This window comes from Gordonia sp. YC-XJ4 (assembly GCF_059511865.1).
Genome location: NZ_CM183447.1, coordinates 5,515,031 through 5,530,129, shown reverse-complemented (window position 1 = coordinate 5,530,129; position 15,099 = coordinate 5,515,031). Strand labels below are relative to the sequence as shown.

The window sequence follows — 15,099 nt, the reverse complement described above, 5'->3', positions numbered from 1 at the left end:
GCGGCGGTAGCCCGCCGGAGCGCACACTATGCGCGGAATGCGTCGGACGGAGCTGGCCGTCCCGAGAAGATCCGAGGGCCGTAGGCATGCCGCAGGCCCGCCAGGATTTCCTCGAGGGGCAAGTCGTTGTAGACGCCGCGTTCGTGCACGTACTCCATGTGCGCGGAGCCGTCCGCCGCGTGCGCGTGAAACAACGCGTCGCGATCGCCGGTGAAGTCGATAGGTGGGACCCCGAATCGAGTGCACAATTCAATGTTGAACGCGGGTGTAGCTTTCAACCAGCGCCCCTCGATGTAGACGTGGCTGTATCCGTGATATACGAAGACGTCGGTTCCCATGAGTTCGCGCAGCGCGTCGGTCTGCAGATGATTGCGTACATCAGCGAAGCCGAGCCGGGCCGGTATGTTTGCCGCGCGGAACGCGGCTGTCAGTACGACCGCTTTGGGTACGCAGTACCCACGTCCGGACTCGATGACATGGCTGGCCCGGTAATGATCGGGCTTGTCAGAGACGGTGTAGGGGTCGTAACGGATCTGGTCTCGGACTGCGGCGAAGAGGCGCCGCGCCTTCTCGCGATCGGTGTCCGCGTCGCCGACCGCGTCTTGGGTGAAGGCCTGCACGGTCGCGTGATGGATGTCGAGGAAGGTCGATGCTGTGAGCGCCGCCGCCGGCCTTTCCGCTGCCGCGGGTGATGTGGTCATGGTGTGGCTCCGATCAGTTCGGACCTGTCGAGCGACGAACGCTGTGCGATCGTACGCTTCGCGTTCATGAAATCCTTGGGTCTGTTGACGCAGTCCGCGGCGATCAGCTCGCCGTCGTTGAAGTAGTAACAGGTGAAGTCACGGTCGTGGTCAGGGTCACCGCTGACCAGTACCTCGTCGTACCCGGTGTTGAGCCCGGCGATCTGCAGCTTCAGATCGTATTGATCGGACCAGAACCAAGGCAGCGCGGTGAGACCGGCTTCGTTGCCGCAGATGGTCGCTGCCGCGACCTTGGCCTGCTCGGTGGCGGCCGCCACACATTCGAGGCGGACGCGCCTGTCGTACCGTGCGATCCGTTGGTTGACGCAGTCGCCGGCGGCGACGATGTCGGGGTCGCTGGTGCGTGCATGGTCGTCGACGATGACTCCGTCGTCAACCTCGAGGCCCGCGGCGACCGCGAGATCCGTGTTGGGAATGATGCCGACACCGACGATGACGAGGTCCGCGGCCAGGGTCTCACCGTCGGCGAGCACCACCTCTTCGACTCGCCCCTCCCCGCGAAAACCCTCGACCAACGCGCTGGTGCGAACATCGACACCCTCGGTCCGGTGGGTACGGTCGAAAAACCTCGAGACCACCGGCGCGGTCACCCGCTCGAGCACGCGTTCCGCAGCCTCGAGAACAGTGACGTCCACACCCTGAGCTCGAAGTGAGGCGGCCGTCTCCAGGCCGATATAGCCGCCGCCGACGATGACGGCCCGGCAACCTGGCACCACCGCGGCACGGATGGCCTCGACGTCGGTGGCGGTGCGCAAGTAGTGGACGCCCGTCAACTCGGCGCCCGGAACGGTCAGCGCGCGGGCGCGCGCGCCGGTGCACAGTGCCAGCGTGGCGTAAGACACCACGTCTCCACTGTTGAGGGTGACAGTGTGCGCGGAACGGTTGATCGCCGTCGCCGTTCCGTCCACGAGCTCGATCCGCTGCTTGTCGTAGAACTGACGTCCGCGGATCGCGCAGTCATCAAGCTGTGATGCACCTGCCAGGTATGCCTTGGACAGCGGTGGACGCTGGTAGGGGAGCCTGCCCTCGTCGCCGATCAGCAAGACATCCCCGGCCCATTTCTCCTTTCGGAGAGCGCCCGCGAGTTGGACGCCGGCGTGGCTCGCGCCGAGGATGACGACCTGATCAGCCGTCACATTTCCCCCTTGGGGGTCAGGCGAACCATCATCTTGCTGATCCCACGGACAAAGTTCGATTGCACGTACTCCGGCTCACCCACCACCTCGATGTTGTCGAAGCGAGGGAGGAGCTCCTCCCACAGGATGCGTAGCTGGAGCTCGGCGAGCCGGTTGCCCATGCAGCGGTGTACACCGAAACCGAACGCGATGTGGTTGCGGGCGTTGGCCCGGTCGATGATGAGCTCGTCTGGACGCTCGAAGACGCGCTCGTCTCGGTTGCCCGAGGCGTACCACATCACCACCTTGTCACCCTTGCGGATGAACTGGCCGCCGAGCATGACGTCCTTCTTGGCGACCCTGCGCATGTAAGCAAGAGGGGTCTGCCAGCGGATGATCTCCGACACCGCGTTGGGGATGAGGTCGGGGTTGGCCTTGAGCTTCTCGAACTGCTCGGGGTATTCGTTGAGGGCCAGCACTCCGCCGCTCATGGAGTTGCGGGTCGTGTCATTGCCGCCGACGATCAGCAGCACGAGGTTACCGAGGAACTCCATGGGGCGATCGTCGAGGAGGTTCTTGGTGTCCTCGTTGCTTTGCAGCATGGTGATGAGGTCGAAGCCAGGCTCTTCGCCGGCCACGGTACGTGCCGCCTTGTCCCGCCACAGCGAACTCAGGCCTTGCGCCATCGCGACCATCTCACGGAAGACCCTGTCGTTGTCCGAGGGGCCGCCGTTGGCCTGCTCCATCGAGGTCGCGAGGTCGGACCATTCGACCAGCTTGTGCCGCTTGTCGTAAGGGAAGTCAAGTAGCGTCGCGAGCATGCGTGCAGTGAGTTCGATCGACACAGTCTGGACCCAGTCAAACGGCTCGTTGAGTGGGAGTCCGTCGAGGACTTCGCGGACGCGCGCGCGGATGAGCCCCTCCATCTCACGAAGGTTCTTCGGAGCCACCACGCCCTGCACTGCGGCGCGCTGCTTGTCGTGCCGGGGCGGATCCATCGCGATGAACATCGCGATGTCCATGAAACGCGGGGGCCTGCCGATGATGATGAACGGTTCGGCGGAGAACGCCTCGTGATTCTTGTCGACCGCGATGATGTCGGCGTGTCGCGTGACCGACCAGAACGGACCGAAGGGGCTCTCCGAACGGAAGTGCACCGGCGCCTCGTTGCGGACACGCTCGAAGTACGAGCGCCACATACCCTGGCGATACAGGAACGGGTTACTCAGGTCGATTTCGGCGAGATCGACCTCGTCCACCGGCGGGATCGGGGTCTCGGTGAAGATCTTCTGGCCGTCGGTCCTTGTGACGATTCGGCGGGTCTTGTCATAGACATGCGCCCCCCGGATCTGAAGGTCGATCGGGATCATTGATTGCGCCTTCTCGGCGACGGTGGCTGCGATGCTCATGATTGCATTCCTTCGTCGTTGCGGGTCAGAGTTGGAATTCCGGGAGGCGAACAGTCAGGCCGTCCCACTCCTCAGTCGCGATCATCTGGCAGGACAGCCGCGAGGTTCCTTCCCGTTCCGGATGCATGCTCAGCATCTCTTCCTCGCCCTCGCCGCTGCGCCCGACGGTCTTGATCCACGCCGGGTCGACAATGACGTGACACGTACCGCAGGCCGCTTCGCCACCACAATCACCGTCGATGCCGGGGACGGCTTCGTCGACGGCGGTCTGCATGAGCGACTTCCCCTCCACGAGATCGGCTTCGTAGTCGTCTCCATCGTGGGTGATGTATGTGATCGTGGCCATGGCCACCTCCTTGCACGTATGAGGTTCCCCTTGAGTGTGAATGTGCGGATCCCGACCGATCCATGTGTGAACGTCGCAATCTGTTGTTAATCTGGCTCACGTGACCCTCGGTGAATCCGGTGTGCCCCCGTTGGCGTTTGCACAGCTTCTCGACAGCGGTGCGCTGGGCACGGAGGCGACGAGCGCATTCGGTCGGATAATGGCCCAGGAGGGCACCGACCTCAGAACGTTGATCACGCAAGAAGCGCAGGTGCCGATGCAATGGTTTCATGACGTGTATCCGACGATGGGGCCGCACGACGGGTTTCGGCTGGGCCTCGCATTCGCTGAGCACGCTCAGCTGACCTCCTTCGGTCCACTGAGCCTGCCGCTGGTCAGTGCCGGGTCGGTCGTTGACATCGTCGAGTTGCTTCGTTTTCTGCCGTTGATCTCGACGGCGCTAAGTGCGGACTTTCATCATGGCGCCAGTGGTCTTACCATCGGTCTCGCAGGGCGCACCGACAGCGCGGGTACCGACTGCTTTGCCGTCACTTATGGGGGCCTGACCGTTCTGCGTCTGGTGAAAATACTCACAGGAGATGTGTCCTCAGCAGAGTTACACCTGACCTGCCCGGCGCCGACCGAGCCGCTGAACGTGGGAGAGATAGGGCATCGAGTCGTCTTCGATGCGCCAGCGTCATTTGTTCGCATACCAGCCGAGGCGCTTCATGAGGTGTGCCGCTTTTCCGATCCCGTCGCCTACCGGATCGGTACCGCCGAACTGCGACGGCTCTGCGATCAGCGGCGTCACAACTCGTACACGCAGCGCGTCCGAGCCCAGTTTGATGCAGACCCTGCTCGAGTCAACGCTAGTCGGATCGCAGCAGAGCTGTCGGTATCGGTAAGCACACTCAAACGGCACCTACACGCCGAGGGCACCACCCTGCGCCGCCTACGACAGCAATTCATGCAGGAGCACGCCATCCTCCGACTTCTCGATCCCGGCGTCGGAATCGGCCAGATTGCTACCGAACTGGGGTACTGCGACGTCGCAAGCTTTTCTCATGCGTTTGCTCGGTGGGTCGGCTGCTCCCCGTCGCAGTTTCGACTTCGACGTGCACGCCCGCCAGCCGCATGAATGCTCGACCAGCCCAATCGGGGCGTCAGCTGATTACACCACAACGAATTTCGCGACTGGTTCATAACGTTTCGATACGGTAACCCGGGCCCGCCCCGTCCGAAGCGCACGGTCGTTACAAGTCAGCCAGCATCGCCTACGCGGCAATTCTCAGCCACACCTCAACGTCTGCCGCCTCGCCGAGGACACCAGCCGGTTCGTTCTAGCCACCGTTATGGCCGCCATGGTGGGGTTCTCGAACAGTCTCGGCGAGGAAGTCGGTCGTTATGGCATCGGAGTCTCACTCGTCTGCCCTTCGGAGGTCAACACCGACTACTTCGAACGGAACGATGCAGACATGGGGTGGTACCCCCGGATGTCGCAGTGGTTTCCGGTTCTGGAGCCCGAAGACGTCGCTCGACGAACTGTCCGGGCGATACGCACCAACCGGCGTGAGGCCATCTTTCCCTGGGAATGGCGCTGGCCACCTGGCTGCACAAGCGATTCCCGAAGATGGGGATCAGTGTTCTCAAAGCGCTCGGCTTGGCTTGTTCCGTCCACGCGTCATCCCGCCGGGGGAGCTGGCGGGCTTGCGAACAAGGCGAGAATGACAGCGTGGATCTGCACGACGGATTCGGCACGCGAACCCCGGAGCTGGAGCAGGTGGCTCACGGTGAGTCGTACGAAGATCTCGGTGATCGACTCCAGCGCGAATTCGTCGAGATCGGGCTTCCGAGAACGGATCTGATCGGCTACCACCTGCGTCGCCCGCCCGAGGACGACCTCTGAGTCGACGGTGACCAGCGACAGGAGTTCGCCGCCCTGGAGTCTGCCCGAGATGATCGACATCAGAAGCTCGTTGTCCTCACCAAGGGTCAGTGTGCGCTCCGCGGCGGCTGTGAGTCCGTCAACGATGTCCTGTTCGTCCGCGATGCCCTCGACGACCCCGTGGAGGAAGCGGTCTGCCTCGCGTGCGATCAGCGATGCCGCAAGCTGATCCCTGGTCCCGACCTCGTTGTAGAGGGTCGTACGGCTGATTCCGACCTCGCGCGCCACCCGGGACATGTTCACCGCGGACCATCCCCGTTCCACCACGAGATCGCGAGCGGAGTCGAGTATGCGATCGCGCAGCAGGTCGCGTACTTCGTCGTGGAAGCTCGGGGGCGTAGCCATGTGTCCATCATGCCCGAATTGGCATGCAGGCCTAAGGCGCCCGCCTGAGTGTTTGACACATTAGGCAATTATGTGTAAAAACAATACAGTTCATCTCACAGTGTCAACACACTGTGTCCGACCGCACCGCCCCGCTTGGCCAGGACGGACAGAAGCGGCGACCGGCACACGGTCATCACAGGGACGTGTTCCTGTAGAGGCTCAATCAGCCACGTAATACCCACGCCCACAGACGATTGCGAGCATCCAATGAACGCTGAGGCGAGCGAGAAAGACACCGACTACGACGTCCTGGTGATCGGCTCCGGGTTCGGCGGCAGCGTCACCGCCCTTCGCCTGGCAGAGAAGGGCTACCGGGTCGGCGTTCTCGAAGCCGGCCGCAGATTCGACGATGCGGACTTCGCCAAGACCAGCTGGGACGTTCGACGATTCCTGTGGGCGCCGAAGCTGGGTGCGTACGGGATTCAGCGCATCCACCTACTTCGCGACTGTGTCATCTTGGCCGGGGCGGGAGTCGGGGGGGGCTCTCTCAACTACGCCAACACCCTCTACCAGCCGGGATCAGCATTCTTCGGCGATCCGCAGTGGGCGCACATCACAGACTGGGAAGACGAGCTGACGCCCTACTACGACCAGGCGCGTCGCATGCTGGGCGTGGTCACCAACCCGCACATGACGCCTGCCGACGAGATCATCCGGTCGGTGGCCGACGACATGAGTGTCGGCGACACGTTTGTCCAGACTCCGGTCGGGGTGTACTTCGGCGAGCCCGGTCGTACCGTGTCGGATCCCTACTTCGGTGGGGTCGGACCGGATCGCACCGGCTGCATCGAGTGCGGCGAGTGCATGACAGGTTGCCGTCACGGTGCCAAGAACACGCTGCTCAAGAACTACCTCGGGCTCGCCGAACGCGCTGGAGTGGTGGTGAATCCGCTGACCACCGTCACCGACGTGCGTCAGCGACCCGATGGCTCCTGGACAGTCGACACAGTCAAGACCGGTGCCTGGATTCGTAAGCGCGAGAAGGCGTTCACCGCTCACAATGTCGTCTTCGCGGCGGGTACCTGGGGTACCCAGCAGTTGCTGCACAAGCTCAAGGACTCCGGCCGCCTTCCTGAGCTCTCGACGCGACTGGGCGAGTTGACCAGGACCAACTCCGAGTCGATCCTCGGGGCCACCCGTTACCGCGTCGACGAATCCCTCGACCTCACCAAGGGCGTGGCGATCACGTCGTCGTTCTACCCCACGCCGGACACCCACGTCGAACCCGTCCGATACGGCAAGGGCTCCAACGCGATGGGGTTGTTGCAGGCGCCGATGACCGACGGCGACGGACGGTTGCCGCGATGGCTGCGATTCATCGGCGTCGCGCTCCGGGATCCACTCGCCACAGCACGTGTCCTGGCGGTGAAGGGCTGGAGCGAGCGGACCGTGATCGCACTGGTGATGCAAAACCTCGACAACTCGATCACCACTTTCACAAAGCGCGGTCTGTTCGGTCGCCGGCTCACCAGCAAGCAGGGGCACGGCGAGCCCAATCCCACCTGGATCCCCGCGGGCAACGAAGCCACGCGGCGCATCGCCGAGAAGATCGGCGGCACCTCCGCCGGAACGTGGGGCGAGGTGTTCAACGTGCCGATGACCGCACACTTCCTCGGCGGATGCGTGATCGGGGACGATGAGGACAACGGTGTGATCGACCCATATCACCGCGTGTACGGCTATCCGTCGCTGAGTGTGGTCGACGGTTCGGCCGTGTCCGCGAATCTGGGCGTCAACCCGTCGCTGACCATAGCTGCTCAGGCCGAGCGGGCCGCCGCGTTGTGGCCGAACAAGGGGGAGAAGGACCTTCGCCCGATCCAGGGTTCGGGTTATCGGCGCATCGAGCCCACCGAACCCCGGTCGCCGATCGTGCCGGTCTCGGCGCCTGGAGCGCTGCGACTGCCCATCATTCCTGTCCGTCGAGTGGCAGACGAGAAGATCTCGCGGGCCGCAACGCGTGAGAGCTCCGACGCCCGATGAGCGCACTCGCCCCCGAAACAGCGCTCCCGGAACGACGCCAATCGTCAACGCTCGCACCGGTTCTCAAGAAGGCGCGCCACGGTACCGAAATGGTCGGCGACTTCTTCCTCACCTTCTGGGGCATCGTCAAGATGCTCCCACGGCGTCCCTTCCAGTGGCGTGAGCTGGTGGCGCAGGCGTGGTTCATCGCGAGCGTATCGATTGTCCCGACCATGCTGATGTCGATCCCGTTCTGCGTCATGGTGGTGTTCCAGATCAACGTTCTGCTGAACGAGATCGGTGCGATCGACCTGTCCGGTGCGGGCGCGGGTGTGGCCGTCATCCGAGAGATCGGACCCATCGTCACGGTTCTCGTCGTCGCGGGCGCAGGTGCCACCGCGATCTGCGCCGATCTCGGTTCGCGCACCATCCGCGAAGAGATCGACGCCATGAAGGTGCTCGGTATCGACCCGATCCAGCGACTCGCAGTTCCGCGCGTGATCGCCTCCTGCGGCGTCGCGGTGTTCCTGAACGGCCTGGTGACCGCCATCGGCCTGGCCGGGGGATACGTGTACGGCGTCTTCCTCCAAGGTGCCACGCCGGGTCAATACATCACCGCGATCCCGATCCTCACCGGAATTCCCGACCTACTCATCAGCGAGCTCAAGGCCGGCATCTTCGGTCTGCTGGCCGCACTGGTGGCCTGCCATCTCGGCTTCAACGCGGGAGGCGGACCGAAGGGTGTCGGCGACGCCGTGAACCAGACCGTTGTCTTCAGCTTTGTGCTGCTGTTCCTCGCGAACGCGGTCATCACCACGCTCGCACTGCACTGAAGGCCTCGACATGACTGCGCGAACACAAGAGCAGGGACCACGTTGACATCGACTCAGATGCCCACCGAACCGTCGCGGCGACTGACCGACCGGTTGGACGCCGGGAAGGCGCTGAAGCCCGCCGAATCCTTCGGAGAGAAACTGGCGTTCTACGGGGTGGCGCTGCGGGCGGTACCCAAGGCGATGACCCACTATCGTCGCGAGACCTTGCGCCTGCTAGCTGAGGTGTCGCTCGGCGCAGGTGCACTCGCCATCATCGGCGGGACCGTCGTGATCATCGGATTCCTCACGGCTGCAGCCGGATACGAGGTCGGTCAACAGGGATCGAGTTCACTGGGGCGCGTCGGTGTGGAAGCGATGTCGGGCTTCATTTCCGCCTTCTTCAACACCCGCGAAGCGATCCCGGTCATTGCTGGCGTCGCACTCACGGCGACGGTGGGCTCCGGTTTCACTGCGCAACTCGGTGCCATGCGCGTGAGCGAGGAGATCGACGCGCTCGAGGTGATGTCGGTTCAGTCGCTGCCCTATCTGGTGTCGACGCGGATCGCGGCGGGACTCGCCGCTGTGGTGCCGCTGTACGCGATCGCCCTCTTCACCGGGTACGCCGCCACCAAGTTCGTGAGCGTGTTCCTGTCGGACCAGTCGCCGGGCACCTACGACCACTACTTCCGGCTGTTCTTGCAGCCCGGTGACATCGCGATCTCACTGTTGAAGGTGATCGTCATGGCGGTCGCCGTGATGGCGGTGCACTGCTACTACGGCTACAACGCCAGCGGTGGACCGGCCGGGGTCGGCGTCGCTGTCGGCCACGCCGTCCGCACGTCACTGATCATCATCATGATGGTCGACTTCATCGTCGGTATCGCCTTGTACGGCGGCGTCCACGCGACTGTGCGGGTGTCGGGATGATCGAACACTCACGCAGACAACACCTGCTGTACGCGTTCGTCGCCTTCGCCGTGGTGGTGGGCGTCGTCGTGGCTGCGCTGATGTCGTACAACGGCAGGTTCCAGGCCACCGGGTCCATCTACCTGAACGCCCCGCGCACGGGGCTGCTGCTGGTGCCTGGATCGGACGTCAAGCTGTACGGCGTAGTGATCGGTCGTGTCGCATCTGTCGACGTGTACGGCGATCACGCTCGCATCGAGCTGGCGGTGGAGGAAGACCAGCTCGGCGATCTGCCGACGAACGTCCGGGCGGAGATGGAGCCGACCACGCTCTTCGGCCGCAAGTACGTCGCGCTGACGATGCCGGAGCAGCCGGCGGCATCGACGTTGAGCGCCGGTGCCACCATCGACACCTCGCAAACGCCGGTCGAGGTCTACGACACTTTCGAGTTGCTTGTCGGAATTCTCGACCGTGTGGACCCGGCGCGGGTGAATGCAACCCTGACCGCTGTGCAGACCGGCACCGTCGATCGGGGCGAGAAGCTCGGCGAGCTGGTCGACTCGGTGAACACCTACCTCGCGACCTTCAACAAGTCACTGCCAACTCTGCAACGGGATCTCGAGCTCGGTGCGGACAATCTCGACACATTCGCCGGACTGTCACCGGACCTGATGGCCACCGTCCGTCACCTCACCACCACCTCGAAGACGATTGTGGAGAACCAGTCGCAGCTGACTGCGTTCCTGTTGAGCTTCACCGAGTTCGGGAACACCGGCAACCGGTTCATGACTAACGCGGGCACGCCACTGGTGAAGGCCGCCGACGCCCTGGCGCCGCCGGCGCAGGTGCTCGGAGACTACGGACCGATCTACCCGTGCTTCCTGGACGGACTGAACACGAGCCGCAAATATCTCGAGCGGGCGTTCGGCGGAGCGAGACCGGGCCTCGACATCGTCGGCACCCTGCTCATCGGCGACCCGCCATACCGACCGGGCATCGACGCGCCCGAACACACGGCAGGAACGGCGGGACCGAGCTGCTACGGCTACCCGCGCGCACCCGGCGAAAAGGGGCCGGGGCACGTCGACTTCGACGACGGCAGTCACGCGTACCGCGATGTGAAGTCGATCGAAGACGTCATCGGAAACCCGTTCGCCTCGATGATCTACGGAATGACGAAATGACAATCACCGGACCGGCCATCAAGCTGGGGATCTTTCTCGCTGTCAGCTCGCTGATCACCTCGGCTCTGTTCGTGATCGTCGGCGACCTGCGTTTCGGTCCGACAACGGTTTTCCGCGCTCAGTTCATGTCCGCATCCGGCCTGCGGACCGGCGACGACGTCAAGGTGGCCGGTGTGGTGGTCGGGAAGGTCACCGATGTGGACATCGTGGACTCCGGTGCGGCTGCGCAGACGGGTCTGGGAGCAGAGGTCCGTATGGACGTCGACTCCCACATCCCGGTGACGACCACCACCAACGCCTACATCAGGTACAAGAACCTGATCGGTGATCGGTACCTCGAGCTGAAGACCGACCCCGGAGACGTGGGTAGGAGGCGGTCAGCCGACAGCGTGATCCCGGTATCGCAGACCAAGCCGGCTCTCGACATGGATGCACTCGTCAACGGGTTCAAACCCCTACTGACCGGGGTGAATCCAGAGCAGACCAACAAGCTGTCCGCTGCGCTGGTCTCGGTACTCAACGGCCGCACAGCCGATATCAGCGATCTGATCACCCAAATGGGTGAACTCGGCGAAACCATCGCCGATCGCGACGCGACGATCGGATCGGTGGTCACCGATCTGAACACCGTGCTCGTAACGGTAGCGGATCGCCGGGAGGCCTTCGGCAGCGTCGTCGTCCAGTTGCAGGAGCTGGTCTCCGAGCTTGCCGGTGATCGCCGGCTGATCGCCGACGGCCTCACGAACATCGCGGGCGCGACCACCGAGCTCGACGAGCTGCTGTCCCGAGCCCGCCCCGATCTCACCTCCGACATCGAGCATCTGCGCGGTCTGGCCCAGAACCTGAACAGCAACACTTCAACGATCAACATGCTGCTCGCGAAGATGCCGGAGGCCTATCGGCTTCTGGGCAGGTCGTCGGGCTACGGCAGTTTTGTGAACTTCTTCGTGTGCGGCCTCGCGATCCGCTATCCGACGCTCGACGGCGGACATGCGGACACACCGATGGTCCAAGTCCCAGCTCGGCGCTGTAAGTGAGGGAGACAACCAGATGAGGTCAAAACATCATGAGATCTGACGACTCCCGCCGTCGAATCCGGGCCGGTCTCATCGGAATCGGGGCGATACTCGCGGTTCTCGCGCTCGCGTTCAACTACCGCTCGATTCCGTTCCTGCCCGGCGTGACCGTCGTGGTCGCCGAGTTCTCCGACGCCAGTGGCCTGAATCCCGACGACGAAGTGCACATCGCCGGCGTGGCCGCGGGGAGTGTGCAGTCGATCGAGCTCGCCGAGGACCACGTCGACGTGACGATGCGGCTCACCGACGGCTGGGAGAAGCTCGGTTCCGAGACCACGGCCTCGATCAAGGTCGAGACCGCGCTCGGGCGTCGCTTCGTCCAACTCACGACCGCCGGCCCCGGCGAGCTCGGCGACCGAATCCCGGTGTCGCGGACAAGTTCCGGCTTCGACCTCACCGAGTCACTCGACCAGCTCACCGAGACCGTCGGAGACACCGACAAGAAGAGCGTCGTCGACGCGGTCGAGAGCCTCGACAAGGTCATGAACGATCTCCCGTCCGACATCGGCGGCTCCCTGGAGAACGTCGCCGCTGCGGCACGGACGGTGTCGTCGCGCGATGCCGGAATCCGGACGCTTCTGCAGAAGGCCGATTCGGTTTCCGACGTGCTGGCCGAGCGAAAGGGCAACATCACCAGGCTCATCGACGACGGGTCGGTGCTGTTCGAGACCCTCGTCGATCGGGCCGAGGTGATCCGCAGGCTGCTCACCAGCCTGCGCGCAGTATCCACCGAGATAGAGACGTTCGTCCATGACACCGGATCGTCCACCCCACAGATGCTCGAGGAGGTCCGTCAGGTGACGGCCACGCTCAACGCCAACTACGCCAACCTCGAAAAGTCGATCAAGGGGATGCGCACATTCGTCATGCAATTCGCCGACGTCCTGGGCAGCGGACCGTTCTTCTCAGTACTGCTCCAGAACATCACGCCGGCCAATCTCCGCGGCCAGCAGCCGGGCAGTCCGGGAGGCGGGCGATGAGCACGTCATCAGCCGTCAACCGACTCGGCGGGCCCGCGGTCATCGCCCTCGTCATCGTCGCCATGGTGGCCGTGACCGCGGCGAAGGTATGGGAGAGCACGCACACCTCACGGGCCACAATCTGGTTCACGGACGGCACCGGGCTGTTCGTCGGCGATCCGGTCAAGATGCGCGGCGTCACCATCGGCACTGTCGAAGCAGTGGAGGCCACACCGGCGAAGGTTCGCGTCGAGGTCTCGTACGACGACTCGGCGTACGTGGACTCCGAGGCACGGGCGGCGATCGTGGCGCCGACCCTCGTCTCCGGTCGGTATGTTCAGTTCGTCAACCCGGTCAAGCGATCGCCGGCTGGTGCGCTGAAAGACGATGCCGTGGTGGAGGTCGGCCGGACCGCGGTCCCGGTCGGGTACGACGAGATCAAGAAGCAGGTGACCGACCTCGCGCACCAACTCGGACCTTCCACCGGCGATGAGAAGGGGGCGCTCAGCCGACTCATCGACACCTCGGCCGGTGCGCTCGACACCAGCGGCGGCTCACTCCGGAAGTCGGTCGATGCGCTCTCCGACGCGATGAGGACGCTCTCCGCGGCCGGCCCCGACCTGTTCAGCACAGTCCGCAATCTCCAGCAGGTCGTCACCGCGCTGCGCACCGCCGACCAGCAGATCGTCGGTTTCGCCTCGCAACTCGACGACGCGTCGGCCGTGCTCGACGACAATCGGACGCAACTCGATGCCGCGATCCGTGCCCTCAACTCGATGGCCCCACGCCTGCGCGACTACTTGAAGCAGAACCAGGGTGCGCTAAGCCGTGACGTCAAGGACCTCACCAGGGTGTCCCGACTGCTCGTCGACAGGCAGGACGATCTGGCTCAGATCCTGCACACGGCGCCGACCGCGCTGTCGAACCTCTACAACATCTACGACCCGGACTCGAACTCACTGACGGCCGGTCTCGCGGTGGCCGACTTCCCGGATCCGGTGTCGCTCATCTGTGCACTGCTGACAACCGTGGACGCTCCCAAGTCGGAATGCCAGAAGGCCGAGACCACCCTGACCCGGGTCATCACGTCCGAGATGGCACGCTCGACCGGTCGCCCCGAGGAGGGAGGACGCTGATGGGACACAAGCGCTTTCACGTCGGCGCGGGACTGATCGCGGCGGCCGTCGCGATGTCGACGGTGGCGGGCTGTCGGTTCGACGGCGCCAACTCGTTGTCACTGCCAGGCGACGCCGTCTCCGGTGACAGCTACAGCATCACCGTCCAGTTAGCCGACGTGCAGAACCTGGTGTCGAACTCCCTGGTCAAGCTCGACAACGCGAATGTCGGGCAGATCCGGTCCATCACAGTGCGCGAGTCGTTCGCCGAAGTGGACGTGGAGCTCTCCGAGGGAGTGGAGATCCCGAACGGTTCGACCGTGAAGCTGGCACAGACCTCGGTGCTGGGCGCGCAGTACCTGGAGTTCATTCCTCCCGCGGAGCAGACGCCGGGCAAGCTGTTGCCCGGCGACACACTCGATGTCAACAGCTCCGCAGCCTATCCGTCGACCGAGTCGGTGCTGGCGGCCTTGTCGCTGATCCTCAACGGCAGTGGCCTCGAACAGCTCCGGTCGATCATGACCGAGCTCAACGACGCCACCGATGGCCGCACAGCCGCTGCCAACCGAGCGATATCTCAACTCAAGACCTTCGTCTCCGGACTACACAAGCAACGTGATGACATCGGCCGCGCCATCGATTCGCTCGGCAAGCTCAGCGCCACGCTGGCCGATCAGAGTTCGACCGTGGCGGAGGGCATCGACAACCTGGAACCCGCCCTGACCGTGCTGGCGGACCAACGCGAGGAGCTGGTCACGATGCTCGATCGCGTAGGAGTGTTCGGCGCAAAGGTGGGCAGCGTGATCGCACGCAGCAACGCCGATCTGAACTCCATTGCCGCGGAACTCCGTCCCGCACTGAAGGGGCTCGAGGAGTCCGGCGACGACCTGGTCGGCTCGCTCATCGTCGGGCTCACCGTTCCGTTCCCGGTGACCGTCATCGACAAGGGAATGAAGGGTGACTACCAGAACCTCTTCCTGACCCTCGACCTGTCGGTGGGCGCCATACGCGACAAGGTGCTCGGCAGTATTCCCAAGGTGGCCCTGGCCAGGATGGCGACCTCGCGGCAAGCCGCGGACCCACTCCGCGCTCCATTCGGACTGCGCACCCCCACAACGGATCACAGCCCATCGAAAAAGACCT

Annotated in this window: 13 protein-coding genes and 1 pseudogene; 9 read left to right on the top strand and 5 right to left on the bottom strand. The window is 64.0% G+C overall.

Annotation, left to right across the window (positions count from 1 at the left end):
• Positions 1 to 26: 26 nt before the first annotated feature.
• The 4 genes from AC5ZH6_RS24735 to AC5ZH6_RS24720 are packed head-to-tail and all read right to left on the bottom strand — an operon-like array spanning position 27 to position 3,631.
• A complete protein-coding gene (locus tag AC5ZH6_RS24735) occupies positions 27 to 701 on the bottom strand; it encodes a transglutaminase-like domain-containing protein (RefSeq protein ID WP_266063774.1) in 675 nt (224 codons plus the stop codon).
• A complete protein-coding gene (locus AC5ZH6_RS24730; protein ID WP_005195132.1) occupies positions 698 to 1,897 on the bottom strand; it encodes an NAD(P)/FAD-dependent oxidoreductase in 1,200 nt (399 codons plus the stop codon). The genes AC5ZH6_RS24735 and AC5ZH6_RS24730 overlap by 4 nt, the downstream gene beginning before the upstream one ends.
• Positions 1,894 to 3,285 carry a cytochrome P450 gene (locus AC5ZH6_RS24725; RefSeq protein WP_005195133.1) on the bottom strand — a complete coding sequence of 464 codons (1,392 nt, stop codon included), beginning with the start codon at positions 3,283 to 3,285 and terminating at the stop codon, positions 1,894 to 1,896. Before AC5ZH6_RS24725 ends, AC5ZH6_RS24730 begins: the two co-directional genes overlap by 4 nt.
• Before the next feature lie 25 nt (positions 3,286 to 3,310).
• Positions 3,311 to 3,631 (bottom strand): 2Fe-2S iron-sulfur cluster-binding protein, encoded by a 321-nt coding sequence (locus AC5ZH6_RS24720; RefSeq protein WP_005195134.1) that lies wholly within the window; start codon positions 3,629 to 3,631, stop codon positions 3,311 to 3,313.
• Positions 3,632 to 3,731: 100 nt separating this feature from the next.
• Here AC5ZH6_RS24720 and AC5ZH6_RS24715 point away from each other — a divergent pair, with 100 nt between their 5' ends.
• On the top strand, positions 3,732 to 4,748 hold the full coding sequence (locus tag AC5ZH6_RS24715) for a helix-turn-helix domain-containing protein (protein WP_005195135.1): 1,017 nt from the start codon (positions 3,732 to 3,734) through the stop codon (positions 4,746 to 4,748).
• A gap of 543 nt (positions 4,749 to 5,291) precedes the next feature.
• Here AC5ZH6_RS24715 and AC5ZH6_RS24710 read toward each other — a convergent pair.
• Positions 5,292 to 5,900, bottom strand: coding sequence for a TetR/AcrR family transcriptional regulator (locus AC5ZH6_RS24710; protein WP_005201328.1), 609 nt, complete (start codon positions 5,898 to 5,900; stop codon positions 5,292 to 5,294).
• A 249-nt stretch (positions 5,901 to 6,149) separates the two neighbouring features.
• On the opposite strand from AC5ZH6_RS24710, the gene AC5ZH6_RS24705 reads away from it, so the two are divergent.
• The 8 genes and pseudogenes from AC5ZH6_RS24705 to AC5ZH6_RS24670 all read left to right on the top strand — a co-directional run.
• Positions 6,150 to 7,922 (top strand): GMC oxidoreductase, encoded by a 1,773-nt coding sequence (locus AC5ZH6_RS24705; RefSeq protein ID WP_005201331.1) that lies wholly within the window; start codon positions 6,150 to 6,152, stop codon positions 7,920 to 7,922.
• Positions 7,919 to 8,734, top strand: coding sequence for an MlaE family ABC transporter permease (locus AC5ZH6_RS24700; protein ID WP_005201333.1), 816 nt, complete (start codon positions 7,919 to 7,921; stop codon positions 8,732 to 8,734). The genes AC5ZH6_RS24705 and AC5ZH6_RS24700 overlap by 4 nt, the downstream gene beginning before the upstream one ends.
• A 57-nt stretch (positions 8,735 to 8,791) precedes the next feature.
• Positions 8,792 to 9,643, top strand: coding sequence for an MlaE family ABC transporter permease (locus AC5ZH6_RS24695; RefSeq protein ID WP_006369842.1), 852 nt, complete (start codon positions 8,792 to 8,794; stop codon positions 9,641 to 9,643).
• On the top strand, positions 9,640 to 10,806 hold the full coding sequence (locus tag AC5ZH6_RS24690) for an MCE family protein (protein ID WP_005201337.1): 1,167 nt from the start codon (positions 9,640 to 9,642) through the stop codon (positions 10,804 to 10,806). The genes AC5ZH6_RS24695 and AC5ZH6_RS24690 overlap by 4 nt, the downstream gene beginning before the upstream one ends.
• On the top strand, positions 10,803 to 11,843 hold the full coding sequence (locus AC5ZH6_RS24685) for an MCE family protein (RefSeq protein ID WP_005201339.1): 1,041 nt from the start codon (positions 10,803 to 10,805) through the stop codon (positions 11,841 to 11,843). The genes AC5ZH6_RS24690 and AC5ZH6_RS24685 overlap by 4 nt, the downstream gene beginning before the upstream one ends.
• 29 nt (positions 11,844 to 11,872) lie before the next feature.
• Positions 11,873 to 12,862 (top strand): MCE family protein, encoded by a 990-nt coding sequence (locus tag AC5ZH6_RS24680; protein WP_005201341.1) that lies wholly within the window; start codon positions 11,873 to 11,875, stop codon positions 12,860 to 12,862.
• A complete protein-coding gene (locus tag AC5ZH6_RS24675) occupies positions 12,859 to 13,977 on the top strand; it encodes an MCE family protein (RefSeq protein ID WP_020169772.1) in 1,119 nt (372 codons plus the stop codon). The genes AC5ZH6_RS24680 and AC5ZH6_RS24675 overlap by 4 nt, the downstream gene beginning before the upstream one ends.
• Positions 13,890 to 14,867, top strand: a pseudogene (locus tag AC5ZH6_RS24670) (MCE family protein); the annotation flags it as partial. The gene AC5ZH6_RS24675 and the pseudogene AC5ZH6_RS24670, both read left to right, overlap by 88 nt.
• Positions 14,868 to 15,099: the final 232 nt, after the last annotated feature.